Source organism: Limobrevibacterium gyesilva (assembly GCF_025989185.1).
Classification (GTDB): domain Bacteria; phylum Pseudomonadota; class Alphaproteobacteria; order Acetobacterales; family Acetobacteraceae; genus Limobrevibacterium; species Limobrevibacterium gyesilva.
Genome location: NZ_JAPDNT010000005.1, coordinates 95,410 through 117,643, shown reverse-complemented (window position 1 = coordinate 117,643; position 22,234 = coordinate 95,410). Strand labels below are relative to the sequence as shown.

The window sequence follows — 22,234 nt, the reverse complement described above, 5'->3', positions numbered from 1 at the left end:
CGCAGCCCAGGCGCCCCTCATGTCGCGCCCATGACGGCTGCTGGCACCGCTGCGATCGCCGGGCCCGCCGATACGCGCGTGAGCGAGGCGATGCCGGCGCCGCTGCCGGAGGCGGCCCTGCGGGAGGCGCTGCTGGACAGCCGGCAGCGCTGGCGCGACCTGGTGACCATGGCCGCCGATTTCGCCTTCGAGACGGATGCGCAGGGGCGGCTGGTGTTCATCGCCCCCGACCCGGCGCTGGGCTGGGGCGCCGCCGCTCTGCTCGGCCAGCCGGCGGATCTGCTGCTGGCCGATGCGGGCGGCGCGTCCGGGTTCAATCCGTTCCGGCCGACGGCGCCTGTCCGCCGGCGGCGCGGCTGGCTGCGACGGCCGGATGGCGGCCATGTGTGCCTGACTTTCGCCGCCGCGCCGCTACTGGACTCCGAGGGCCGGATCGTCGGCGCCCGCGGCATCGGCCAGGACGTCACCGAGCAGAACGGCTACGACACCCAGGTCGCCGCGGCGCTGCGGCGCGGCGAGTTGCTGGACCACATCCTGTGGCGCATGCGCCAGGAAGTGCTGGCGCCGCGCATGATGCAGGCGGCGCTGGACGCGCTGGTGACGGCGCTGGGCGCCGAGGGATGCGCCGTGGTCGACATGATCGGCGACGGGGTGGCGCCGATGGTGCTGCACGAGATCGGCGCGTCGCTGCCGCATGTGCTGCACACCGCGATGACGCTGCTGGAGAGCGGGACCGACGCGCCCAGCCAGGCCAGCGCCCAGGACGGCCGCCTGGTGCTGGTCTGCCCCAGCCGGTCCCGCTTCGGCGAGCAGGCCGGCTTCGTGCTGTGGCGGCAGCCGGGCGGACGGCTGTGGGACACCGACGAGCTGGTGCTGGCGTCGTCGGCCACGGGGATCATCCGCGTCATCCTGGAGCACGATGCGATCCAGCGCGAAATGGCGCGGCAGGCACGAACCGACCCGCTGACCGGCCTGTTCAACCGCCGCGCGTTCCTCGATGAGATGGCCCGGCGCGTCGACCGCCTGGAACGGGACGGGTTGCCGGGCACGCTGATGTTCGTGGACCTCGACAACTTCAAGGCACTGAACGATTGCCGCGGCCACGACGCCGGCGACGAGGCGTTGTGCATCACCGGCCACCTGCTGCGCCAGACCGTGCGCCCGTCGGATCTGGTGGCGCGGCTGGGCGGCGACGAGTTCGCATTGTGGCTGGACGGCGCCGACGAGTTCACCGCCGCCGAGCGGGCCGAGAGCCTGCGTGTCGAAGGGCCGAAGGCGCTGGCGCATCTGACCGCGGGCCATGATCCCGCAGCGCTGTCGATGTCGATCGGCATCGCCACGCGCTGGCCCGGCCAGGGCGAGGACATCGAAATGCTGATCCACCGCGCCGACCAGGTGATGTACGAGGTCAAGCGGGCGGGTCGCGGCCATTGGCGGGTGTCGCGGGCGGAGCGGATCTGATGGCGGACATCGCGGGCGCGGCTCGCCCCGCGCCGGATGTCGCCGCGCGGGTGCGCCTAGGGGCGAACCCTGAGACCGCGCCCGACCTGCTGCTGGCGCTGGCGAGCGACCCGGCGGTGACAGTACGGGCCGCGGTGGCCATGAACACCGCGGCACCGTCGCAGGTGGACCGCCTACTCGCCCTCGATGCCGACGAGCGCGTACGCACGCTGCTGGCCCGCAAGCTCGCCAGCCTGATCCCGGGCCTGCCGCCGACCCAGCGCGACCGGCTGCAGCAACAGGCGCTGGCGACCCTGGCCGGCCTGGTGGAGGACGAGGCGGAACGGGTGCGCGCCGCCATCGCCGACGTGGTGAAGGACATGCCGGAGGTGCCGCGCGAGCTGGTCCTGCGGCTGGCACGCGACAGCGCCGTGTCGGTGTGCGAGCCGGTGATCCGCCTGTCGCCCCTGCTGACCGCCGAAGACCTGATGGCGTTGCTGGCCGCCCAGCCCTCGCCGGTCACCGCAACCGCCGTCGCTCGCCGGCCGGGCCTGCCGGAGAGCGTGGCCGACGCCGTCGCCGCCACCGCGGACACCGGCGCCATCGCAGCCTTGCTCTCCAACGCCTCGGCGGCGATTCGCGAGGCGACGCTCGACGCCCTGATCGCGCGCGCCGCCGAAGCCACGGAATGGCACGGCCCGCTGGTCCGGCGCCCGGTGCTGACCACACGCGCGGCACGCGCCCTGTCCGAGATCGTCGCCACCCAGTTCCTCGACGCGTTGTCCCGCCGCGGCGACCTGGACCCGGCACTCACCGCCGAACTGCGCCGGCGCCTGTCCGCACGGTTGGACACGGCGGCGCACGCGGCCCGCCCCGAGCCGAACATCGCGCAGGCGATGGCCGAGGCGCAGCACCTCTACGCCGAAGGCAAGCTGAACGAGGGCGCGCTGCTGGGCGCGGTGCAGCAGGGCGAGGCGCGGCTGGCCACCGCCCTGCTGGCCGTGGCGGCCGACGTGCCGGCCTCGGTGGTGGACCGGGCGGCGACACTGCGCAGCGCCAAGGGACTGGTCAGCCTGGTGTGGAAAGCCGGCTTCTCCATGCGCGCCGCCGGCCCGCTGCAGACCCTGCTGGCACGGCTGTCGCCGGAGCGGATCCTGCGCGGCACCTGCGACGGCGGCTTCCCCCTGGCCATCGAGGAAATGCGCTGGCAGATCGACTTCCTGTCGCGGATGGGGAGGTAAGGAAGGCCAGGGGCTCTGCCCCTGGACCCCGCCAAGGGCAGGGGCCCTTGGAACCCCAGACATAAGTGATGGGATCAAAGGGGCTTCTGCCCCTTTGCGGGTCCAGGGCAGAGCCCTGGCCTTCCATCCCTCCCCTGCGCGTCAGGCGCGGATGATGGTGCCGTTGCCGCCTTCGGTGAACAATTCGAGCAGGCAGGCGTGCGGCTGGCGGCCATCGAGGATGACGGCGCCTTTGGTGCCGCGGCGCACCGCGTCCACGCAGTTCTCGACTTTCGGGATCATGCCGCCGGTGATCATGCCGTTGGCGATGCCGGCTTCGACGTCCGCGACGGTCATTTCGGGGATCAGTCGCTTGTTCTGGTCCAGCACGCCGGGGACGTCGGTCAGCATCAGCAGGCGGGTGGCGCCGAGCGCGCCGGCGACGGCGCCGGCCACGGTGTCGGCGTTGATGTTGTAGGTCTGGCCGCCTTCGCCCACGCCCACGGGCGCGATCACGGGGATGAGTCCGGCGCCGGTCAGGGCGTGGATCAGGCGGACGTCCACGTGCTCAGGCTCGCCGACGAAGCCGAGGTCGAGCACCCGTTCGATGTTGCTGTCCGGGTCCTGCTTCGTGCGCCGCAGCTTGCGGGCGCGGATCATGCTGCCGTCCTTGCCGCAGATGCCCACGGCCAGCGCGCCGGCGCGGTTGATCAGGCCGGTGACGTGCTTGTTGACGGTGCCGGCCAGGACCATTTCGACCACTTCCACCATAGCGGCGTCGGTCACGCGCAGGCCGTCGACGAAGGTGGACTGGATGGCCAGGCGCTTGAGCATGGCGTTGATCTGCGGCCCGCCGCCATGCACGACGACGGGGTTCACGCCGACCTGCTTCAGCAGCGCGATGTCGCGGCCGAACATCTCGGCCAGGTTGTCCTCGCCCATGGCGTGGCCGCCGTATTTCACCACGATGGTCGCGCCGGCGTAGCGTCGCAGGAAGGGCAGCGCATGGGCGAGGATCTGGGCCTGTTCCTCGGCGGATTTCCCGGCGGGCGCGTCGCTCCGGGTCTGGGTGTCCGTCATGGTGCGTCTCCTGCGGCGGGCTCTGGCCCGTGTCGTGGCCGGCGGTTTTGGGGCGGACGGGCGTTCGGGTCAAGCAAGCCGGCCGGCGGCGCGGGTGGCGGTCAGGCCGGCTCGGCAAGGGCCGCGAGGGCGGCGCGCAGCTCGGCGATGCCCAGGCCGGTTTCGCTGCTGGTGGTGATCATGTCCATGTACGCGGCCGGGTGCTTGCGGGCCAGGGCGGCGACTTCGGCCCGTTTGGCGCCGAGTGCCGCGGGCTTGACGCTGTCGGCCTTGGTCAGCACGAGCTGGTAGGTGACGGCGGCGCGGTCCAGCAGGTCCATGACCGCAAGGTCGGACGGCTTGATCTCGATGCGCGCGTCCAGCAGCAGCACGACCCGGCGCAGCGTGGGGCGGCCGCGCAGGTATTCGAACATCAGCCCCTGCCAGTCCTCTTTCACGTCCTTGGCGGCCTGGGCGTAGCCGTAGCCGGGCATGTCCACGAGGACCAGCCGGCCGCCGAGGTCGAAGAAGTTGAGCTGCCTGGTGCGCCCGGGCTGGCTGGACGCGCGGGCCAGGGCCTTGCGCCCGGTCAGCGCATTGATCAGCGAGGACTTGCCGACATTGGAGCGGCCGGCGAAGGCGACCTCGGGGCCGCCGGGCGGCGGCAACTGGTCCAGCTGCTGCGTGGCGAAGAAGAACTGGCATTCCGCCGCGAACAGCAGGCGGCCGGCCTCGATGGCGGCCGCCTGCTCGGCGGCGAGGGCGGCCGCTTTCTGCAAGTCGTCCACCGGCTGATCCGTCGCCACGGCGTGGATCAGCCGCGCGCGAGGCTGGGCTTGGACAGGCTGGTCTGGCGCATGATCAGCCATTGCTGGCCGATGGTCAGCAGGTTGTTCCAGCTCCAGTAGATCACCAGCCCGGCCGGGAAATGCGCCAGCATGAACGTGAAGATGACCGGCATGAACTGGAACACCTTCGCCTGCACCGGATCAGGCGGCGGCGGGTTCAGCTTCTGCTGCAGGAACATCGTGATGCCCATGATCAGCGGCCAGGCGCCCAGGTGCAGCATGGGCGAGAACGCAGCGGGGTCGAACGGGATCAGCCCGAACAGGTTGAACACGTTGGTCGGGTCGACCGACGACAGGTCGTGGATCCAGCCGAAGAACGGCGCCTGCCGCATCTCGATGGTGACGAAGATGACCTTGTAGAGCGAGAAGAAGACAGGGATCTGGATCAGCATCGGCAGGCAGCCGCTGGCCGGGTTCACCTTCTCGCCCTTGTACAGGGCCATCATCGCCGATTGCAGCTTGGCCGGGTCTTCCTTGTACTGCTCGCGCAGGGCCGTCATTTTCGGGCCGAGCAGCTTCATCTTGCTCATCGAGCGGTAGGACTTGTTGGCCAGCGGGAAGAACAGCCCCTTGACGAAGACGGTGAACACCAGAATGGCCAGGCCGAAATTGTGCAGATGGTGGTTCAGCCAGTCGAGCGCGTAGAAGATCGGCTTGGTCAGGAAGTAGAACCAGCCGAAATCGACCGCCTTGTCGAAGCTGGGGATCCCGTCCTGGCTCTCGTAGCGGTCCAGCAGGTGCACTTCCTTGGCGCCCGCGAACAGGCGCGTGGACGAGGCGGCGGCGGCGCCGGGGGCCACGACCAGCGGTTCCTGGCCGAGGAAGTCCACCTGATAGGAACCGCCGGGAAGGTCGATGTAGCGGAACGATGCGGTCTGCTTCGACGCCTGGTCCGGGACCAGCGCGGTCAGCCAGTACTTGTCGGTGATGCCGGCCCAGCCGCCGGTGGCGGCAGCGGTGAGGGCGATGCCGTTGTTCTTGGCGCCCTCGCTTTTGGCGTCGCTGTATTTCGTCTCTTTCAGCCGGCCGTCGAGAACGCCGATCATGCCCTCGTGCAGGATGTAGTAGCCGGCGGTGACGGGCGTGTAGTCGCGGCGGATGCGCGACCAGGGGTACAGCGTGACCGCCTCGGCGCCGGTATTGCGCACGCGTTGCTGCACCGTGAACATGTAGTTGTCGTCGAGCGAGAACACGAGCTCGAAGACCTGGCCCTGGCCGTTGTCCCAGGACAGCGTGAGCGGCTTGCTGGCGGCAAGCTCGCCGCTGGCGGACCAGAGCGTGTCGTCGGTGGGCACGGCGACCTTGGCGTCGCCGGCCGCGGTCCAGCCGAACTGCACGAAATAGGGCTGCGGATCGGCGCGCGGCTCCAGCAGGCGGACCAGCGGCGAGTTGGGCTCGATGGTCTCGCGGTAGTCGCGCAGCACCAGGTCGTCGAGGCGGGCGCCGAGCAGGCTGATGCTGCCTTGCACCCGCGTGCCGGCGATCTTCAGGCGCGGCACCTCGCGCGGCACGGCGGTGGCCGCGGCCTGTGCCGGGATGGCGCCCGAGACGGCGGCGCCGGCCGGCGGCTGGCTGGCGGGCGCGTTGCCCGGCGTGGCGGGCGCAGCGGTGGTGGCGACGTCCTGCGCCGGCACCGGATGCGGCGGGCGCGGCATCAGGTACTGGAAGCCGATGAGGATGGCGATCGAGATCGCGATCGCAAGGAACAGGCGTTTCTGGTCCATCAGGATGCCGTCCGGCCTTTGAGGGTGGAACTGGGTGGAGGAACGGGGTCGTAGCCGCCCTCGTGCCAGGGGTTGCAGCGCAGGATACGTCGGGCCGCAAGTGCCGTCCCGCGCAGGGCGCCATGCGTGCCCAGCGCCTCGATGGCGTAGTGGCTGCAGCTGGGCTCGAAGCGGCAATGCGCGCCGATCACGGGGCGGATCGTCAGCTGGTAGGCGCGCACCGCGCCCCGCAGCACGACGGCGGCCGGGCTCATGTCAGCGTGCATCGGCGACACCCAGCTTCGCCAGCGCACGGCGCAGGTCGTCCTGCAGGGCCACGAAATCGCGCGTGCCGGTGGTGTTGCGCCCGATCAGCACGAGGTCGACGCCGCAGACAGGGCGGTCGCGCAGCAGCAGGCGGGCGGCTTCCTTCAGGCGGCGGCGGGCGCGGTTGCGGGTCACGGCGTTGCCGACCTTGCGGGTCACCGTGAAGCCCAGGCGGGCCGGGCCATCGTCGTCGCGTGCGAGGGCCTGCAGCACCAGCCCGTGGACCGGCGCCTTGCGGCCTTTCGATGCGACGCGCAGGAACTCCGCACGGCGCTTCAGGCGCTGCGGCGCCTGCGCCATGGCCAGTGCCCTCGACTGAGTGATGCCCGGGACGTCCTCAGGCCGACAGGCGCTTGCGGCCCTTGGCGCGGCGGTTGGCCAGAACCTTGCGGCCACCGACGGTTGCCATCCGGGCGCGGAAGCCGTGGCGGCGCTTGCGAACCAGCTTCGACGGTTGATACGTGCGCTTCACGACACTCTCCGATTTCGCGTGGAGTCCGGCCGCGCCGCAGGGGCTGCGCCGTGGTACGGACATACGCGGGACCCGAAATCGGGGTCCCGTTGCAGGGGGCGGCTTATAGGAGGGTGCAGGCTGTCACGTCAACCGCGGGCATGGAAGACTCTTGAAAAATGCGCGGATGGAGGAGGCGAACGTGCCGCGCGCTGCTACAAGGTCCGTATGCCCGTATTGAGACGATTCTGGCCGTTGCTGCCGGTGCTGCTGGTTGTGGCCGGCGCTTACGCGCTGGGACTGCAGCACGAGCTGAACTGGGCCACGCTGGCGGCGCGCCACGCGATGTTGCGGGCGCTGGTGGCGGCGCATCCGCTGGCCGCCTGCCTGGCCTTCGTCGCGACCTATGCCACCGCCGTCGCAGTGTCGTTCCCCGGCGCGGTGGTGCTGACGGTGGCGGGCGGGCTGCTGTTCGGAACCGCGCTGGGCGCGCTGCTGACGGTGACCGGCGCCACCACGGGGTCGGTGCTGATCTTCCTGGCCGCCCGCACGGCGCTCGCTCCGTTGCTGGCGGCGCGGGCGGGGCCGTTCCTGGACCGGTTCCGCAGCGGGCTGCAACGCGACGCGTTCTCCTACATCCTGGCAATGCGGCTGATACCGGTGATTCCGTTCTGGCTGGTCAACCTGGCGCCGGCGCTGCTGGGGGTGCGGCTGGCGCCGTTCGCGGCCGCCACCTGCATTGGCATCATCCCGGCCACCACGGTGTTCGCGAGCCTCGGCGCCGGGATCGGCGACGTGCTGGCGGCGGGCGGGCGGCCGGACCTGACGGTGATCCTGTCGCCGCCGGTGCTGCTGCCGCTGCTGGGCCTGGCGACGCTGTCGCTGCTGCCCGTGGCCTGGCGGCGGTGGAAGGGCCAGAACGTGTGATGCCGGATGCCTGACTTCGATCTCGCGGTGATCGGCGCCGGCGCGGCCGGCCTGTCGGTGACGGCGGTGGCCGCACAGCTCGGCCTGCGGGTGGCGCTGATCGAGCGCGAGCGCATGGGCGGGGATTGCCTGAACACGGGCTGCGTGCCCAGCAAGGCGCTGCTGGCGGCGGCGCATGCGGTGCAGGAGGCGCAGGCGGCCGGGCGCTTCGGGCTGCGCATCGCCGAGCCCGTCGTCGACTGGGACGCCGTGCAGGCCCACGTGCAGGGGGTGATCGCGGGAATCGCGCCGATGGACAGCGAGGCCCGGTTCACCGCCATCGGCGCCACGGTGCTGCGCGGTCATGCCCGGTTCACCGGGCCGGATGTGCTGGCCGTGGACGGGCGGCGGCTGCGGGCGCGCCGGATCGTCGTCGCCGCCGGCAGCCGCGCCGCGGTGCCGGCGATTCCGGGCCTGGCCGATGTGCCGCACATGACCAACGCCGACATCTTCGGCCTGCCGGAGCGGCCCGCGCATCTGCTGATCCTCGGCGGTGGGCCGGTCGGGCTGGAAATGGCGCAGGCGCATGCCGGGCTCGGCTGCCGGGTGACGGTGGTGGAGGCCGAACGCATCGCCGGGCGTGACGACGCCGAGCTGGTGGACGGGCTGCGCACGGCCCTGCAGCAACAGGGCATCGCCATCCTGGAGGGGGCGCAGGTCATACGGGTCGAGGCCGGCCCGGCGCTGGTGCTGGCTGGCGGGCGGCGTGTGGCCGGCAGCCACCTGCTGGTGGCCGTCGGGCGGCGGCCGAACATCGAGGCGCTTGGGCTGGACGCCGGCGGCGTGCGGGCGGGGCCCGGCGGCATTGCCACCGACGCCGGTTTGCGCAGCCTGACCAACCGGCGCGTGTTCGCAGTGGGCGACATCGCCGATCCCGCCGGGATCGGGCCGCGCGCCTTCACCCATGTCGGCAGCTACCATGCCAGCATCGTGATCCGCCGGGCGGTGTTCCGCCTGCCGGCACGGGTGGACTATGCCGCGCTGCCGCGGGTGATCTACACCGCGCCCGAGCTGGCGCAGGTCGGGCTGACCGAGGCGGAGGCGCGGGCCGCCGGGCACGCGATCCGCATCCTGCGCTGGCCGCTGTCGGAGAACGACCGGGCGCAGGCCGAGCGCCGGCCGGAGGGGCTGGCTAAGCTGGTGGTGACGCCCAAGGGCCGTGTCCTCGGCGCAGGGCTCCTCGGACACCACGCGGGCGAGATGATCGGGACCTGGACGCTGGCGATCGCGCGCAAGGTGCCGCTGTCGGCGCTGGCCGGCATGATCGTCCCCTACCCCACGCTCGCCGAGGCGCCGAAGCGCGCCGCCGGCAGCTTCTTCGCTGCAAGCCTGTTCGCGGCCCGAACGAAGCGGCTGGTGCGGCTGCTGGCCCGGTTGCCGTAAGGCGCGCGCTGGCCCACCTTGCGCGGCATGGCACATCGAGAGGACGTGGCCCTGGCCCTGCAGGGCGGCGGCGTGCACGGCGCCTACACCTGGGGCGTGCTGGACCGGCTGCTGGAGGACGGGCTGGCGGTTGGGCGCGTCTGCGGCGTGTCGTCGGGGGCGCTGATCGCGGCCATGCTGGTGCAGGGGCTGGTGAAGGACGGCGCCGCCGGCGCGCGCCAGGAGATGCGCCGGCTGTGGGAGCGGGTATCGCAGGCGAACTCGCTGAACCCGTTGCAGAGCGGCCCGCTGGAAAGCTGGCTGTGGGGCTGGGACGTGAGCAGCGACCTGGTGTGGCAGGGCGTGGAGACCGCGTTGCGGATGTTCAGCCCGGCCCAGCTCAATCCCTTCGGCCACAACCCTTTGCGCGCGGTGATCGCCGACGTGCTGGATCGCGACGCGCTGACCCATGCGTCGGCCATTCCGCTCACCGTGGCTGCGACCGACGTGGAGACGGGCGCGTCGGTGCGCTGGACCAATGCGCAGATCACGGTCGACGTGCTGTTGGCGTCGTGCTGCCTGCCTTTCGTGTTCCACGCGGTGGAGATCGACGGGCGGGCTTATTGGGATGGTGGATATTCCGGCAATCCGCCGCTGGGCCCGCTGCTGCTGCCGCGGCCGCCGGCGGAGCTGGTGCTGATCCGTGCCCAGCCGGCACACCGGCCGGGGGCGCCTGGCACGCCCGCGGAGATCCTGAACCGGCTGAACGAGATCGCGTGCCACGGCGTGCTGGAGGCCGAGCTGGCCGCCCTGCCCGGCCGCGTGCGCGTCAGTGCCTACGATGCCGACAAGGTGTTGGCGGAATTGCCGCTCTCGTCCAAGTTCAATGCCAATCCGGCGTTTCTGACCGAGTTGTTCGAGGCCGGCCGCGCCGCCGCCCTGCTGGCGCCCCAGGCGGCCGCGAAATAGGCGATGTTGGAGGGCTGGATGATGATGCTGGCGATGCTGGTGATCGGCGCCGTGGCTGGGGCGGCGGCGGCGTGGCTGCTGGCGCAGCGCGGGCTGCGGTCCGCGCAGGCGCGGGAAACCGAGCTGGCGGCAGCGCTGTCCAGGCTGGGGCATGACCTGCGCGGGGCCCTGTCGCCGGCGCTGCTCATGGCCGAGCGGCTGGAGGCGAATGCCGATCCGGCGGTAAAGCAGGCCGGCACCGTCGTCGCCCAGGCCATGGACCGGGCCGCGAGCCTGGCCAAGGCGGCGTCGACGTTGGCGAAGAAAGGCAAGCAGGGGGGATAGACGAGAGATGCAATGGGATCCGGGCCAGTATCTGCGCTACGGCGACGAACGGCTGCGGCCGGCGCTGGACCTGATGGCGCGCGTGCCGCTCGACGCCCCCTCGCGCGTGGTCGATCTCGGCTGCGGCCCCGGCAATGTCACTTCCATCCTGAAGCAGCGCTGGCCGCAGGCGGAGGTGACGGGCGTCGACGGGTCGGCACCGATGCTGGCGAAGGCCGCGACGGCGGCGCCGGGATGCCGCTTCGTGCAGGCGGACATCGCCGCCTGGACGCCGGATGCGCCGCCCGACCTGCTGTATTCCAACGCGGCGCTGCACTGGCTGGGCGGGCACGCGGCACTGTTTGCGCGCCTGTTGTCGCTGCTGGCACCCGGCGGCGTGCTGGCGGCGCAGATGCCGGCCATGCACGACGCCCCGATCCGCGCCCTGCAGCATGACATCGCCGCCAATGGCCCCTGGGCGGAGCTGCTGACCGATGTGGACAGCGCGCCGCCGATCCTGGAGCCCGGCGCCTACTGGGACCTGCTGAAGCCGCTATCGGCGTCGCTGGATATCTGGGAGACCATCTACCTGCACGCGCTGCGGGGCGAGGACGCGGTGGTGCAATGGGCCAGCGGCACCAGCCTGAAGCCGTTCCTCGACAAGCTGCCGCCCGAGCTGCGGCGGGACTACCTGCGCGCCTACGGCGACGCGGTGCGGCCGATCTATCCGCGACGCGCCGACGGCACGACGCTGCTGCCGTTCCGGCGGCTGTTCATCATGGCGACGGTCTGAAACGGGGCAGGCGCGGCTTAAATCTCGTCGCGCCCGTCGCTGAACTCCACGTCGCGGTGCACGTGCACGCTCATCAGCAGGCCGAAGCCGATCATCACCATGATCATGGCCGAGCCGCCATGTGACACCAATGGCAGCGGCACGCCCCCCACGGGGATGGCGCCCATCACCATGGCGACGTTGACGAAGACGTACATGAAGAAGTTGGTGCTGATACCCAGCGCCACCAGCCTGCCATACTGGTGGCGGCAGCGCAGGCCGATGAACATGCCGCCGAGGATGATCAGGCATAGCAGCCCGAGCAGCGCGAGGCCGCCGACCAGGCCGAACTCCTCGGCCAGCATGGTGAAGATGAAGTCGGTCTGCTTCTCCGGCAGGAAGTTCAGATGGCCCTGCGTTCCCTGCAGGAAGCCCTTGCCCCACATGCCGCCGGAGCCGAGCGCGATGCGCGACTGGATGATGTTGTAGCCGGCGCCCAGCGGGTCGCTCTCGGGGTTGAGGAAGGTGGTGATGCGGGCGCGCTGGTAGTCGTGCAGATGGTCGTAGGCGATCGGCGCCACCAGGGCGACCAGGGCGACCAGCAGCGCCACCTTCCACCAGCGGACCCCGGCGCCCAGGAACACCACGAAGCCGACGACTGCCGTGATGACGGCGGTGCCGAGATTGGGCTCCTTCAGGATCAGGCCCACCGGAACCAGCACCGCCACCGCCGGCGGGATCAGGAACAGCGGGTTGCCCATCCGCTCCCACGATGCCTTGTGGAACCAGGAGGCGAGCGCCAGCACCAGCACCAGCTTCATCAGCTCGCTGGGCTGCCACAGCATGCCGCCGATGTCGATCCAACGTTGCGCGCCCTTGCCGACATGGCCCATTTTCATGACCAGGAGCAGCAGGATCACGCCCCCCGCATAGGCCGGCCAGGACAGCCGCGCGATGAAGCGGATGTCGACCAGGGCGATGCACAGCATCAGCGTCAGCCCGAAGGCGAAGCGCAGCATGTGGCGGGCGGCATACGGCTCCGACGAGCCGCCGGCGGCGGAATACAAGGCGACGTAGCCGACGCTGGCCAGGGCGCACAGCAGCAGCACATACAGCCAGCTGATCTGCCATAGCTTGCTCGTCAGCCCGAAGCTGGTCTCGCGGATCAGGCGGCGTTCCATCAGGCTCATGTCGCAGATTCTCGCATCGTCCGCGTTTTCACCGGCGGTCCGCCAGGCGCTGGCCGGGCGGCTCGTTGCGGCCCGCGGGGTCGCGCGTCAGCACGTCGGTCATGATGTCGCGCGCGATCGGGGCGGCCGCCTGGGCGCCGGCATTGCCGTGCTCCACCACCAGCGCCAGCGCATAGCGCGGCGCGTCATAGGGCGCGAACGCCACGAACAGGGCGTGCGGGCGGAGTTCCCATGGCAGGTTCTCGGATTTGTAGCCGCGCTCGCGCTGCTCGCGGGAGACGTTGCGGATCTGCACGGAGCCGGTCTTGCCCGCCATCTGCACGCCCTGGATGGGCAGCCTGGCCAGGGGCGCGGTGCCCTGCGGCTCGTTCACCACGGCCCACATGCCCTCGCGCACCGCATGCAGCGCGCGTTCGGGCACGCCGAGACTCGGCCAGTCCTCGGACCGCGCGCCGGACTGCACGACGCCGCCGATGCTGCGCGTCAAATGCGGCTCCACGGCGCGGCCGGTGGCCAGGCGGGCGGCCATGGTGGCAAGCGACAGCGGGGTGAGCTGAAGATAGCCCTGGCCGATGCCGCAGACGATGGTGTCGCCGATGTTCCACGCCTTGCCCTGGGCGGTGCGCCAGGCGCGGGTGGGAACGAAGCCCTGGCGGGCGCCTGGCAGGTCGATACCCAACTTGGTGCCAAGGCCGAAGCGGTTGGACATGGCGGCGATCCGGTCGATGCCGGTGCGGCGGGCCACTTCATAGAAGAACACGTCGCAGCTGTGCTTCAGGGCCCCGTGCAGATCGAGCATGCCGTGGCCGCCCTTGCTCCAGCAATGATAGCGGCGGTCGCCGTAATCGAGGTATCCGGGGCAGTTGACGCGGTCGCTCGCGGTGATCGCCTTCGCCTCCAGCCCCGCCAGCGCCACCACCATCTTGTAGGTGGAGCCGGGCGCATACAGGCCGGCCGCGGCCTTGTTGATCAGCGGGGCCCGGCGGTTGTTGGTCCATTGCACCCATTGCGCCTGCGAGATGCCGGAGTTGAACAGGCTGGGGTCGAAGGACGGGTTGGTGGCCATCGCCAGCACCTCGCCGTTGCGGGCGTCCATCACGACCGCGCTGGCGCTCTCCTCGCCCAGGCGCTGCAGCACGGATTTCTGCAGTTCGGCGTCGATGGTGAGCGCCACGTCCTGGCCGGGCGTGCCCTCCTGGCGATCGAGTTCGCGGATGACCCGGCCGACGGCGTTGACCTCGAGCTGCACCGCCCCGGCGCGGCCGCGAAGATTGGTGTCGTGCGTGCGCTCCATGCCGGCGCGGCCGACCCGGATGCCCGGCAGCGCCAGCATGGGATCGTCGGCGACGTCGTTCTCGTTCGGGGGCGCCACATAGCCCACGACATGCGCCAGCGTCGGGCCGAGCGGGTACTGCCGCGTGGTGCCCACATCGACCAGGATGCCCGGCAGGTCCGGCGCGTTGACCTCGATCCGCGCCATGTCTTCCCAGCTCAGGAACTCGCGCACGGTCACCGGAATGAAACGGCGGTGGCGGCGCAGGTCACGCTCGATGCGGGCGCGCTCGTGCTCGGCCAGCGGGACGATGCGGCTGAAATTGTAGAGCGTGGTGCCGACATCCTCGGTCTGCTCGGCGATCAGCAGGGCGCGCCAGTTCAGCTTGTTGCCGGCGACGACGGTGCCGAACCGGTCGAGCAGCCGGCCGCGCGGCGGGGCGATGAGGCGGGCGCTGATGCGGTTGGTTTCGGCCAGCGTGGCGTAGCGGTCGCCTTCGATCACCTGCACCTGGTACAGCTTGGCGCCCAGGAACCCGAGCGCCGCAACCTGCCCGCCCGCCACCAGCAGAGCGCGGCGGGTGAAGACGCCGGTGCGCTTGGCCTCGCGCCTCATGACAGGCCGGGTTCCGCGAGCGTCTGGTGGGCGCGGGTGAGCAGCACCGCCAGCGGCGGATACAGGCCCGCGGTCAGCGCCGCCTGGAACGCGGCGGGCGCCGGCGGCAGTACGCGGAAGATCAGCAGGGAACTCAGCGCCCATTCCACCGCCGCGGCGCCGGTGGCGATGCCGACAAAGACCAGCCAGACCAGCAGAAAGCCCTGGCGCACCAGGAACCGCCGCCAGCGCAGCGCCAGCCCGTGCACCACCAGCAGGATCAGCACGCCCACCCCCGGCGGCGCGTAGCCCAGCAGGTCCCACAGCACCCCGAGCAGGAACACCACCGGCGGCGGCAACGAAGCGGGACGGAACAGCGACCAAAAGAAGACACAGCTTAGCGCCACCGCCACCAGCAGCTCCGCCTGTCCGGGCAGGCCCAGCGGTGCGGCCGTGACCAGCAACAGCAAGGCGGTGGTGGCCGCCGGAAAGCCGCGCCGGGCCGACATGTCCAGCCGCCGCCACAGGCTGGGTCGCGGCCGGATTCCGGGAAGCCGGTCATCCATGGGGTGCTGCCCCCATGCTAGCGCCGCCGGTCCGTCGGCCGCGGCGCGCTCGTCTCGGGCGCCACCACGCCACGCAGGCCGTAGTCGAACAGCCGCACCACCTCGAGCCTCTCCAGCCGTGCGGCGGGTTCGACCTCGGGGGCATTGCTGGTGCTGTAGTGGACGGTGCCCACCGGCAGCCCGGCCGGGAAGGCATTCGCCTCGGCGCTGGTGACGATGCGCTCGCCTTCGGCCGGCTGGGTGCCCTCCGGCCAGTACATCAGCCGCGGGCGGGGGCCATTGGTGCCGACAAGCATGGCGCGCGCCCGGCTGCTTTCGAGGATGACGGGGATGCGGCTGTTCATGTCGGTGATCAGCAGCACCCGGGCGCTGCGGGCGCCGACCTCGGTGACGCGGCCGACGAGACCACGGTCGTCCAGCGCGATCTGGCCCTTGGTGATGCCGTGATTGGGGCCGAGCGACAGCAACACGGCGCGGGCATACACGCCGCCCGCATCGGCGACCACGCGGGCGGTGACATAGCTGGGCGTGGGATCGGGGATCCAGCGCAGATTGGCCTTCAGCGTGGCGTTCTCGGCATCCAGCGCCAGCGCCACCGCCTGCCAGCGCCGCAGCCGTTCGTTCTCCTCGCGCAGGCGGGCGTTGTCGCGATAGATCGCCACCAGGTTCCGGGCGTTGTCCACCGCATCGCGCACGCGGGCCAGCGGCTCCGCCACCACGCCGTAGATGGGCGCCAGCGCGTCGGCCAGCGCCATGCGGGCGCGCTCTGCCAGCAGGGCATCGGCCTTGCCGAGCAGCATCAGGCCGAATGCCGCGGCGATCAGCACCGGCAGCGTCAGCTTGGCCAATGCCTGCCGGACCGGGATGGACAGCCGGATCACGACTCCGCCCTACTCCCCGCGCTCTAAGGATTACACACCCGCATTGGACGCCGTCGTGGCGCCGACGGCAACGGCTCAGTACGGCGCGCTTCGTGACGGGCGCGTCAATACATCGACGTCAATACGTTGCGCAACCGCTTCATTTCCTCGAGCGCCCGGCCGGTGCCCAACGCCACGCATTGCAGCGCATCCTCGGCCACCACCACGGGCAGGCCGGTGGCGTCGCGCAGCACCTGGTCCAGCCGGTAGAGCAGCGCTCCGCCGCCGGTCAGCACGATGCCCTTGTCGACGATGTCGGCGGCCAGTTCGGGCGGCGTGTTCTCCAGCGCCACCTTCACCGCCTCGACGATGGCGGTTACCGGCTCGAGCAGGCTGTCGGAAATGGAACGCTGGCTGACCACGATCTCGCGCGGCACGCCGTTCATGAGATCGCGGCCCTTCACCTCGCGATACGGGCCGTCCTCGCCCTCGTAGGGCGGGGCGGCCGAGCCGATATCCATCTTGATCCGCTCGGCCGAGCTCTCGCCGATCAGCAGGTTATGGCTGCGGCGGATGTAGTTGATGATCGCCTCGTCCATCTTGTCGCCGCCGACGCGCACGCTGCGCGAATAGACGATGCCGCCCAGCGAGATCACCGCCACTTCCGTGGTGCCGCCGCCGATATCGACCACCATGCTGCCCGACGGCTCGGTGACCGGCAGGCCGGCGCCGATGGCCGCGGCCATCGGCTCCTCGATCAGCAGAACCTTGCGGGCGCCGGCGCTCTCTGCACTCTCCTGGATGGCGCGGCGCTCCACCGCAGTGGACCCCGACGGCACGCAGACGATGATCATCGGCGAGGCGAAGCCGCGGCGGTTGTGCACCTTGCGGATGAAATGCTTGATCATTTCCTCCGCCACCTCGAAATCGGCGATGACGCCGTCGCGCAGCGGGCGAATGGCCTGGATGTTGCCCGGGGTCCGGCCGAGCATCTGCTTGGCCTCCTCACCGACGGCCAGCACCTGCTTCTTGCCGCGCACGTCGGCAATGGCGACGACGCTGGGCTCGTCGAGCACGATGCCGCGACCCTTCACGTAGACAAGCGTGTTCGCCGTGCCGAGATCGATGGCCATGTCGGCTGACATGAGGCCAAGCAAGCGTGAGAACATAAAAAAAGACCCTCATGGCGGGGTGGCAGGCCCAACGGGATGGAACCTCGGGGGATGGCCCGGGGTTGCCGCGGGCGTGGGCTTAGCCCCCTGGCCGGGCGCGGACAAGGGCCTTCACGTTTCTCCGATCCGGCACGGGAGCGCCGCAGTGTCGCCACACTGGGTGCCGAGGGTGCCGATGCCCTTCACGGGAGATCATGCGACAGGAGATCATAAGATGAGACATGCTTTGAAATTCGCTATTTGCGGCCTGGTGATCCTGGGCCTGTCCGCTTGCGGGTCGGATCCGCTGACGCGCGGCGTGACCGGCGGCCTGATGGGCGCCGGCGCGGGTGCGGGCGTGGCAGCCGTCACGCATGGCAATCCTGCGAAGGGCGCCCTGATTGGGGGCGGCATAGGCGCCGTGGGCGGCGCGGTGACAGCCCACTGATCCCTCCGAAGTTGCCGCAGCAGGCCACCGGCCCATCCGGACAGTCCGGATGGGCCGGTGCGCCGGCGTTCAGGCGGACAGGGCGGCTGGCTCGGTGCGGGTGCGCTTGACCAGCAATTTGTTGAGGGCGTGGATGTAGGCGCGGGCGGAGGCGACGATGGTGTCGGTGTCGGCCCCCTGGCCGTCGACCATCTTGCCGCCCTCCTCCAGGCGCACGGTCACGCGGGCCTGGGCGTCGGTGCCTTCGGTCACGGCGCCGACGGAGTACAGGCGCAGTGTGGCGTCATGCGCGAAGATCGAGCGGATGGCGATGAAGGTGGCGTCCACCGGGCCGTCGCCGGTGGCGGTGGCGGTATGCAGCGTGCCGTCCACTTCCAGTTCCAGCACCGCGGTCGGCGGGGTCTTGCTGCCGGCGCGCACGTCCAGCGACACGAACTTGATGCGGTTGTTGTCGCGCATCACCTCATCGTCCACGAGGGCGGAGATGTCCTCGTCGTAGACGGCCTTCTTGCGGTCGGCCAGGTCCTTGAAGCGGCGGAAGGCGTCGTTCAGCTTGTTGTCGCCGATTTCGCCATAGCCCAGGGCGCGCAGCTTGTCGCGGAAGGCGGCGCGGCCGGAGTGCTTGCCCATGACCAGGTTGGACTTGGTCCAGCCGACGCTTTCCGGGGTCATGATCTCGTAGGTGGCGGCGTTCTTCAGCACGCCGTCCTGGTGGATGCCGGATTCGTGGGCGAAGGCGTTGCGGCCGACGATGGCCTTGTTCGGCTGCACGTCGAAGCCGGTGATGGTGGACAGCAGCTTCGAGGTCTTCAGGATGTTCTGGGTGGCGATGGCCGGCTTGCACGGCACCGAGTCCGGGCGGGTGCGGATCGCCATGACGATCTCTTCCAGGGCTGCGTTGCCGGCGCGTTCGCCGATGCCGTTGATGGTGCACTCCACCTGCCGGGCGCCGGCGCGGATGGCGGCGATGGTGTTGGCGACCGCCAGGCCCAGGTCGTTGTGGTTGTGGGTGGAGAAGATCACCTTTTCCGCGCCCGGCACGCGGTTGCGCAGCATGGTGAAGATGCGCTCCATGTCCTCGGGCAGGGCGTAGCCGACGGTATCGGGGATGTTGATCGTGGTGGCGCCGTGGGCAATGGCGGCTTCCACGCAGCGGCACAGGAAATCGGGCTCGGTGCGGCTGCCGTCCTCGGCCGACCATTCGACGTCGTCAGCATGCTGGCGGGCCAGGGTAACGGAGTTGACCGTCAGCTCCAGCACCTGCTCGGGCTCCATCCGCAGCTTGTACTTCATGTGCAGCGGGCTGGTGCTCAGGAAGATGTGGATGCGCTTGCGCTGCGCCGGCTTGACCGCCTCGGCGGCGCGCAGGATGTCGTCGCGGCCGGTGCGGGCCAGGCCGCAGATGACGGGGCCGCCCTGGGCGTACAGCTCGGCGATGGCCTTGACGCTCTCGAAGTCGCCGGGGGAGGCGATGGGGAAGCCGGCCTCCATCACGTCGACGCCCAGTTCGGTCAGGGCTTCGGCCATGCGCAGCTTCTCCTGCAGGTTCATGGAGAAGCCGGGCGACTGCTCGCCGTCGCGCAGGGTGGTGTCGAAGATGATGACGCGGTCGTCGGCCAGCTTGCCGAAATTCGGATGGTCGATGCTCATGATAGGCGTCCTCGGGGCATGTTCTTGGATGGGACTGTAGCCACGGCGGGCTGCCATCACACGTGCGACGGCGCCCGATCCCCTGAGCGATGCCGGCGTTCAGATGCGCGGCGTCACGCCCAGGGGCGGCTAAGTCGAAGGAGCAGTCCGAGGGCGGGAAGGCGGCCAAGGCGCGCATGCGCGGCGCCGTGCGTGAGCGCACGGCCGGCACGGCATGCGATGTGGGCGCCGCAAATCATGGCGCGGACCCTAGCCGCGCCGGTCCGATGATGCAAGCATTGCGACAACGAAGAAGCCGAGGGAACCGGAAACGCATGTACAACGTCGTCTTCTGCCGCGCGCTGCACCCGACCGCCATGGCCATGCTGGAAGCGCGCAAGGACATCAATGTCAGGATCCTGACCACGGATTTCCGCGGCCCTCCGTTGCAGAAAGAGTTGGCCGAGGTGATTGGCGACGCCGACGGGGTGATGGTCGGGCTGGAGCGGGTGGACGCGGACCTGCTGGCGCGGGCGCCGCGGCTGCGGGTGATCAGCCGGTTCGGCGTGGGCTTCGACACGTTGGACATCCCGGGTTGCACACGGCGGGGCGTGCTGGTGGGCGTGGTGAACGGCGCCAACGACCTGTCGGTGGCCGAGCACGCGATGATGCTGCTGCTGGCGACGGCGCGGCGGACGCTGGAAATGGATGCGAGCGTGCGCGCCGGCACCTGGATGGTGCAGACCGGGCGGCGGATGCACGAGTTGTCCGAGCGGAGCGTGCTGGTGGTTGGCTATGGCCGCATCGGCACAAGGGTGGCGAAGCTGTGCTCGGCGTTCGGGATGAAGGTGATGGTGCACGACCCCGCCTTCCCCACCCCGCGCATCGCCGCCGACGGGCACATCCCGGCGCCTGACCTGATGGCGGCGGTAGCGGAGGCGGATGTGGTGACGCTGCACTGCCCGCTCTACGACCAGACCCGCAACATGGTGAACGCCGATTTCCTGGGGCGGATGAAGCCGACGGCATGGCTGATCAACACGGCGCGCGGCGGCATCGTGGACGAGGCGGCGCTGGCCGACGCGCTGGCCAACGGAACGATCGAGGCGGCCGGGCTGGACGTGCTGGTACGCGAGCCGCTGGATACCGCGAGCCCGCTGCTGACGCTGCCCAACGTGGTGCTGAGCCCGCATAACGCGGCGGCGCCGCTGGAATGCTACGCGAAGATGTCGCGCCGGGCGGTGGCGAACCTGCTGGACTTCTTCGATGGCAAGATCGACCCCGGGTACACCGTGAACCCTGAGGTGTTGGGGCGGAATGCGCCTTAGGTGAAAAAGAAAGTCCAGGGCGCTGCCCTGGACCCGCCAAAGGTCATGGGCCTTTGGAAACCATTACTCTCTTGGCTGGATCGACGACCTTCAGTTGATATCAACTGAAGGACGCTGACGCAGCCAAGAGAGTCCAGGATTGTCAAGGCTTCGCCTTGACTGGGGTCGAGGGGCAAGGCCCCTCGCCTTGCCTTCAGTTCTTCGTCTTATCAACCAGCTTGTTCTTGGCGATCCACGGCATCATCGCGCGCAGCTTCTCGCCTACTTCCTCGATCGGGTGGGCGGCGTTGCGGCGGCGGATGGCCTTGAAGCTGGCCTGGTTCACCTTGTTCTCCAGCATCCAGTCGCGGGCGAAGCGGCCGCTCTGGATGTCGGCGAGGACGCGGCGCATTTCCTTCTTGGTCTCATCGGTGATGATGCGCGGGCCGGTGACGTATTCGCCGTATTCGGCGGTGTTGCTGATCGAGTAGTTCATGTTGGCGATGCCGCCCTCGTAGATGAGGTCGACGATCAGCTTCACTTCGTGCAGGCATTCGAAATACGCCATCTCCGGCGCGTAGCCGGCTTCCACCAGCGTCTCGTAACCGCCACGGATCAGCTCGACCAGGCCGCCGCACAGCACGACCTGCTCGCCGAACAGGTCGGTCTCGCATTCTTCCTGGAAGGTGGTCTCGATGATGCCGGCGCGGCCGCCACCGATGGCCGAGGCGTAGGACAGCGCGATCTCCAGCGCATTGCCGGACGGGTTCTGGTCCACCGCGACGAGGCAGGGCACGCCGCCGCCACGCTGGTATTCGCTGCGCACAGTGTGGCCGGGGCCCTTCGGCGCGATCATGAACACGTCGATGTCCGGGCGCGGGTCGAGCAGCTTGAAGTGCACGTTGAGGCCGTGCGCGAAGGCCAGCGCGGTGCCGGGGCGCATGTTCTGGCCCAGGCTCTCGCGGTACAGGTCGCCCTGCCCTTCGTCGGGCGTCAGCACCATCACCACGTCGGCCCAGGAGGCGGCGGCGGCCGGGTCCATCACCTTCAGGCCGGCGGCCTCGGCCTTGGCCACGCCGGTGGAGCCGGGGCGCAGGCCGACGACCAGCTGGGTCGCGCCGCTGTCCTTGAGGTTGTTGGCATGGGCGTGGCCCTGGCTGCCATAGCCGATGATCGCGACCTTCTTGGCCTTGATCAGGTTCACGTCCGCATCGCGGTCGTAATAGACGCGCATCGGTAGTCTCCTTCTCGCTTTCTCGGTTTGGTCAGATGATGCGCGCGCCGCGGGCGATCGCGGCGACACCGGTCCTGGACACTTCGGCCAGGCCCAGCGGTCGCATCAGTTCGACGAAAGCATCGAGCTTGTCGGTGCTTCCGGTCATTTCGAAGACAAAGCTTTCGGTGGTGGCATCCACCACGCGGGCGCGGAATGCATCGGCCAGGCGCAAGGATTCGGCGCGGTTGTTGCCGGTGGCGATGACCTTGATCAGCGCCATCTCGCGGGCGATGTGCGGGCCTTCGAGCGTGAGGTCGGCGACGCGGTGCACGGGCACCAGGCGGTCGAGCTGCGCCTTGATCTGCTCGATGACCATTTCGGTGCCGGAGGTGACGATGTTGATGCGGCTGCGGTTGCGGCCGTCCTCGACCGGGGCGACGGTGAGGCTGTCGATGTTGTAGCCGCGGCCGGAGAACAGGCCGATGACGCGGGCAAGGACGCCGGCCTCGTTCTCCACCAGCACGGATATGGTCGCGGAGCGCAACGTCGTATCGATCGGACTGGGCATGTGGGTCTTCGC

Annotated in this window: 23 protein-coding genes; 9 read left to right on the top strand and 14 right to left on the bottom strand. The window is 70.0% G+C overall.

Annotation, left to right across the window (positions count from 1 at the left end; genetic code table 11):
* The first annotated feature begins 30 nt into the window (after positions 1 to 30).
* Entirely contained in the window at positions 31 to 1,461 is a 1,431-nt protein-coding gene (locus tag OL599_RS09580) for a sensor domain-containing diguanylate cyclase (RefSeq protein WP_264713485.1), read from the top strand.
* Positions 1,461 to 2,681, top strand: coding sequence for a DUF2336 domain-containing protein (locus tag OL599_RS09575; protein WP_264713484.1), 1,221 nt, complete (start codon positions 1,461 to 1,463; stop codon positions 2,679 to 2,681). The genes OL599_RS09580 and OL599_RS09575 overlap by 1 nt, the downstream gene beginning before the upstream one ends.
* A gap of 141 nt (positions 2,682 to 2,822) precedes the next feature.
* On the opposite strand, the gene argB is transcribed toward OL599_RS09575, so the two are convergent.
* The 6 genes from argB to rpmH all read right to left on the bottom strand — a co-directional run bounded on the left by argB (position 2,823) and on the right by rpmH (position 7,069).
* Positions 2,823 to 3,740 (bottom strand): acetylglutamate kinase, encoded by a 918-nt coding sequence (gene argB / locus OL599_RS09570; RefSeq protein WP_264713483.1) that lies wholly within the window; start codon positions 3,738 to 3,740, stop codon positions 2,823 to 2,825.
* A 101-nt stretch (positions 3,741 to 3,841) separates the two neighbouring features.
* The gene (gene yihA, locus OL599_RS09565; protein ID WP_264713482.1) at positions 3,842 to 4,507 is read right to left on the bottom strand and encodes a ribosome biogenesis GTP-binding protein YihA/YsxC; all 666 of its coding nucleotides are present in this window, start codon (positions 4,505 to 4,507) and stop codon (positions 3,842 to 3,844) included.
* A gap of 26 nt (positions 4,508 to 4,533) precedes the next feature.
* Entirely contained in the window at positions 4,534 to 6,291 is a 1,758-nt protein-coding gene (gene yidC, locus OL599_RS09560; RefSeq protein WP_264713481.1) for a membrane protein insertase YidC, read from the bottom strand.
* Entirely contained in the window at positions 6,291 to 6,545 is a 255-nt protein-coding gene (gene yidD, locus OL599_RS09555; RefSeq protein WP_264713480.1) for a membrane protein insertion efficiency factor YidD, read from the bottom strand. The genes yidC and yidD overlap by 1 nt, the downstream gene beginning before the upstream one ends.
* A gap of 1 nt (position 6,546) precedes the next feature.
* Entirely contained in the window at positions 6,547 to 6,897 is a 351-nt protein-coding gene (gene rnpA, locus OL599_RS09550) for a ribonuclease P protein component (RefSeq protein WP_264713479.1), read from the bottom strand.
* Between the two features lie 37 nt (positions 6,898 to 6,934).
* Positions 6,935 to 7,069 carry a 50S ribosomal protein L34 gene (gene rpmH, locus OL599_RS09545; protein WP_150040004.1) on the bottom strand — a complete coding sequence of 45 codons (135 nt, stop codon included), beginning with the start codon at positions 7,067 to 7,069 and terminating at the stop codon, positions 6,935 to 6,937.
* A gap of 207 nt (positions 7,070 to 7,276) precedes the next feature.
* Between rpmH and OL599_RS09540 the strand changes: the two genes are divergently transcribed.
* From OL599_RS09540 to tam, 5 genes are read left to right on the top strand one after another with little or no spacing between them, the layout of a single operon-like run.
* Positions 7,277 to 7,975 carry a TVP38/TMEM64 family protein gene (locus OL599_RS09540; RefSeq protein ID WP_408886927.1) on the top strand — a complete coding sequence of 233 codons (699 nt, stop codon included), beginning with the start codon at positions 7,277 to 7,279 and terminating at the stop codon, positions 7,973 to 7,975.
* Between the two features lie 6 nt (positions 7,976 to 7,981).
* Positions 7,982 to 9,397: a dihydrolipoyl dehydrogenase family protein gene (locus OL599_RS09535; protein WP_264713477.1), complete on the top strand. Its 1,416-nt coding sequence runs from the start codon at positions 7,982 to 7,984 to the stop codon at positions 9,395 to 9,397.
* A gap of 27 nt (positions 9,398 to 9,424) precedes the next feature.
* A complete protein-coding gene (locus OL599_RS09530) occupies positions 9,425 to 10,345 on the top strand; it encodes a patatin-like phospholipase family protein (protein ID WP_264713476.1) in 921 nt (306 codons plus the stop codon).
* An 18-nt stretch (positions 10,346 to 10,363) separates the two neighbouring features.
* On the top strand, positions 10,364 to 10,669 hold the full coding sequence (locus tag OL599_RS09525) for an ATP-binding protein (protein ID WP_264713475.1): 306 nt from the start codon (positions 10,364 to 10,366) through the stop codon (positions 10,667 to 10,669).
* A gap of 7 nt (positions 10,670 to 10,676) precedes the next feature.
* Positions 10,677 to 11,441, top strand: coding sequence for a trans-aconitate 2-methyltransferase (tam, locus tag OL599_RS09520; protein WP_264713474.1), 765 nt, complete (start codon positions 10,677 to 10,679; stop codon positions 11,439 to 11,441).
* 17 nt (positions 11,442 to 11,458) lie between these two features.
* On the opposite strand, the gene rodA is transcribed toward tam, so the two are convergent.
* The 5 genes from rodA to OL599_RS09495 all read right to left on the bottom strand — a co-directional run bounded on the left by rodA (position 11,459) and on the right by OL599_RS09495 (position 17,072).
* The gene (gene rodA / locus OL599_RS09515; protein ID WP_264713473.1) at positions 11,459 to 12,610 is read right to left on the bottom strand and encodes a rod shape-determining protein RodA; all 1,152 of its coding nucleotides are present in this window, start codon (positions 12,608 to 12,610) and stop codon (positions 11,459 to 11,461) included.
* Between the two features lie 28 nt (positions 12,611 to 12,638).
* Entirely contained in the window at positions 12,639 to 14,498 is a 1,860-nt protein-coding gene (mrdA, locus tag OL599_RS09510) for a penicillin-binding protein 2 (protein ID WP_264713472.1), read from the bottom strand.
* The gene (locus tag OL599_RS09505; RefSeq protein WP_264713471.1) at positions 14,495 to 15,043 is read right to left on the bottom strand and encodes a rod shape-determining protein MreD; all 549 of its coding nucleotides are present in this window, start codon (positions 15,041 to 15,043) and stop codon (positions 14,495 to 14,497) included. Before OL599_RS09505 ends, mrdA begins: the two co-directional genes overlap by 4 nt.
* 17 nt (positions 15,044 to 15,060) lie before the next feature.
* On the bottom strand, positions 15,061 to 15,924 hold the full coding sequence (gene mreC, locus OL599_RS09500; RefSeq protein ID WP_264713470.1) for a rod shape-determining protein MreC: 864 nt from the start codon (positions 15,922 to 15,924) through the stop codon (positions 15,061 to 15,063).
* Positions 15,925 to 16,028: 104 nt separating this feature from the next.
* Positions 16,029 to 17,072, bottom strand: a complete 1,044-nt coding sequence (locus OL599_RS09495; RefSeq protein ID WP_264713469.1) for a rod shape-determining protein — start codon at positions 17,070 to 17,072, stop codon at positions 16,029 to 16,031.
* 217 nt (positions 17,073 to 17,289) lie between these two features.
* Between OL599_RS09495 and OL599_RS09490 the strand changes: the two genes are divergently transcribed.
* Positions 17,290 to 17,502: a hypothetical protein gene (locus tag OL599_RS09490; protein WP_264713468.1), complete on the top strand. Its 213-nt coding sequence runs from the start codon at positions 17,290 to 17,292 to the stop codon at positions 17,500 to 17,502.
* Positions 17,503 to 17,571: 69 nt separating this feature from the next.
* On the opposite strand, the gene OL599_RS09485 is transcribed toward OL599_RS09490, so the two are convergent.
* Positions 17,572 to 19,152, bottom strand: coding sequence for a 2-isopropylmalate synthase (locus OL599_RS09485; protein ID WP_264713467.1), 1,581 nt, complete (start codon positions 19,150 to 19,152; stop codon positions 17,572 to 17,574).
* 314 nt (positions 19,153 to 19,466) lie between these two features.
* Between OL599_RS09485 and OL599_RS09480 the strand changes: the two genes are divergently transcribed.
* On the top strand, positions 19,467 to 20,459 hold the full coding sequence (locus OL599_RS09480) for an NAD(P)-dependent oxidoreductase (RefSeq protein WP_264713466.1): 993 nt from the start codon (positions 19,467 to 19,469) through the stop codon (positions 20,457 to 20,459).
* Positions 20,460 to 20,652: 193 nt separating this feature from the next.
* Here the strand turns inward: OL599_RS09480 and ilvC are convergent, their stop codons facing one another.
* Both ilvC and ilvN read right to left on the bottom strand, forming a co-directional pair.
* Positions 20,653 to 21,672, bottom strand: a complete 1,020-nt coding sequence (gene ilvC / locus OL599_RS09475) for a ketol-acid reductoisomerase (RefSeq protein ID WP_264713465.1) — start codon at positions 21,670 to 21,672, stop codon at positions 20,653 to 20,655.
* A gap of 31 nt (positions 21,673 to 21,703) precedes the next feature.
* On the bottom strand, positions 21,704 to 22,222 hold the full coding sequence (ilvN, locus tag OL599_RS09470; RefSeq protein WP_264713464.1) for an acetolactate synthase small subunit: 519 nt from the start codon (positions 22,220 to 22,222) through the stop codon (positions 21,704 to 21,706).
* Positions 22,223 to 22,234: the final 12 nt, after the last annotated feature.